We start from the raw sequence: 1,698 nt of genomic DNA on the forward strand, positions 1-1,698 counted from the left end.
GACAAGCCTGGTCGCCTGACCCCAGTAACGAGTCTCTACCGAACCCGGGGCGGTTCACAGAGCTGGGTTGTGTACGGCGCTGCGGGCTCTGAACCACAGTTGCAGTAGGCGCGTGCTCCGGGCTCGCCCCCTGAGTGTGGTGAATGCCTGGACCAACCGCGCGTTGACGAGCCGGTCGTTGTGCACAAACCGTGCTGCCACAACCTCCTTTCGCCGGAGGTGCGGATGATTGGGCTGGCACTAACGAAGTTATTGCGGCATCTCGTGGTGGTGTAGCGGGCAGGGGTGGCTCTGAACTCGGCCAGCACCGGTGTCCGGGTGCTGGTCAAAGGCGTGTCGACCTGCCCCTGCAGGGTGGTGACCTGCTCGACTCGGTGGTGATGCTTGCCCAGGTAGTCGGTGCCACGTCCCGGATCGCCTCGTCGGCGACCTCCCGGGCCTTCTTGGGGGTTGTAGATCACCCCAACTCGCTTGCAGATCAGGCCACGGTGTGGCCCGGGTCCGGTCCTTCCCCATCATGCGCCAGTGCGACCGGGAGAACATCGCGCTCCGCATTGTTTGTTGAAGTGACTCCACGATCCGGAGGTCGGCACCGAGTTGCGCGACCTTCTGCCCGGCCTGCACGAAGGCTGTGGAGGCCGGGCTGTTGAAGAACGCATTCCGGTGTCAGTGCCCTCCAGGCCCCGCTGGACCCGCCGTCAGATCGGGGGGCGGCGGCCGATGGTCCTCGTCCCACTTCTCTTGGGCGTCCTCCAGTTTCTCCAGGTACACGGCCACTCCGGTGAGGCCACCAATCGCGCCGCCTGCTGCAGCGCCTACACCAGCGCCTGCTGCAGTACCTGCACCAGGGACTACAGAGCCGACAGCCGCACCGGCACCGCCAACTAGCAATGCGCCACCTTGCCCATATCTGTTTACGTGATCCAGTAGATCGTCCGCATCTAGTTCTGGGCGTCCACCCCCGTCCGGCGGAGGCAGCGGCCTTGCCGGCTGGATGGCTGCGTTAATGTTCTTCGTCTGTATGGCCGGATTACTGTTCTGCACGGTCGCTTCACCGTTGAGTTGGCCGCCGAGGTTGGTCATGGCCTGGACGCCTTGTTGGTTGGTCTGCTGTCCGCGGGCGATGGCCTCCTGCACGAGCTTTTCCTGAGCGAACCGGCCTTCGGCTTCGCTGGGCGCCAAGGCACCAATCTTGTCGTAAATCTCACGGCCCTGGTCGAGGTCCTGCTGCCGCACCTGTTTGGTCGCATCCACCACATCGGCAGCACGATCAGCGTGCCCAGCCAGGCGGTTCATGACCGCGCCGGTCGACCGGGCCATCTCAGCGTGCTTGTCGGCGTTCTGCCGCAGTTGGTCTCCTGGCGTCCCACGAAAGTCTGGCTCGGTACCACGCGCCGCCTTCTGCCCCTCGTCCGCGGCCTGCTGCGCGCTACGGCCCGCGTCACGCCAACCCTTCGCCGTGTCCCGCAACGCGCCAGAATCCGTCACCGGCATCGGGCTCCCCGCAAGCACCCGACTATCGAAATCATCCCCGCTCTTCTGTTCCCCGCTGGCCTTCCTGGCCGCCTGCTCTCCACCGCCTTTCTGCTGTTCCCCACCGCCTTTCTGCTGTTCCCCACCGCCTTTCTGCTGCTCCCCACCGCCTTTCTGCTGCTCCCCACCGCCTTTCTGCTGTTCCCCACCGCCTTTCTGCTGTTC

At 65.0% G+C, this 1,698-nt stretch carries 1 protein-coding gene; it reads right to left on the minus strand.

Annotated elements, in window-relative coordinates:
• Positions 1-666: 666 nt before the first annotated feature.
• Positions 667-1,698, minus strand: a 1,032-nt coding sequence (locus tag FXO23_RS51260) for a WXG100-like domain-containing protein (RefSeq protein WP_218952328.1), incomplete at its 5' end; no start/stop codon positions are given.

Origin of the sequence: Amycolatopsis anabasis (assembly GCF_009765355.1) — a bacterium.
Lineage (GTDB): Bacteria > Actinomycetota > Actinomycetes > Mycobacteriales > Pseudonocardiaceae > Amycolatopsis > Amycolatopsis anabasis.